This is a genomic window from Zwartia vadi, assembly GCF_030410375.1.
GTDB classification, from domain to species: Bacteria; Pseudomonadota; Gammaproteobacteria; order Burkholderiales; family Burkholderiaceae_B; genus Zwartia; species Zwartia vadi.
Map to the genome: position 1 here is coordinate 1 of NZ_JAUHHE010000068.1, position 252 is coordinate 252.

Consider the following 252-nt stretch of genomic DNA (forward strand, 5'->3'; position numbering starts at 1 on the left):
CTTTTGTAGCCTCCGCCACCTGCTAAGTAATCATGAACTACTGATCTTTTAAATTCCTTTTCGTACTTCGCCATGAAAAACACCCCAAGAGTTGGATGGGTGTCCAACTTTTGGGGTGCAGTTCACGGGGCGTGTTTTTTTGGGTTAACCTTCTCCCTACGATGAATACACCTCACTATCCCCACCCGATTATTGCCCGCGAGGGTTGGCCTTTCCTTGCCGGTTCGATTTTGATTGCTTTGCTTGTGACCT

The 252-nt window shown here is 47.6% G+C and carries 1 pseudogene; it reads left to right on the forward strand.

The features are described 5' to 3' along the window. Window positions 1-161 precede the first annotated feature (161 nt). Window positions 162-252, forward strand: a pseudogene (locus QWY27_RS15365) (phosphatidylserine decarboxylase); the annotation flags it as partial.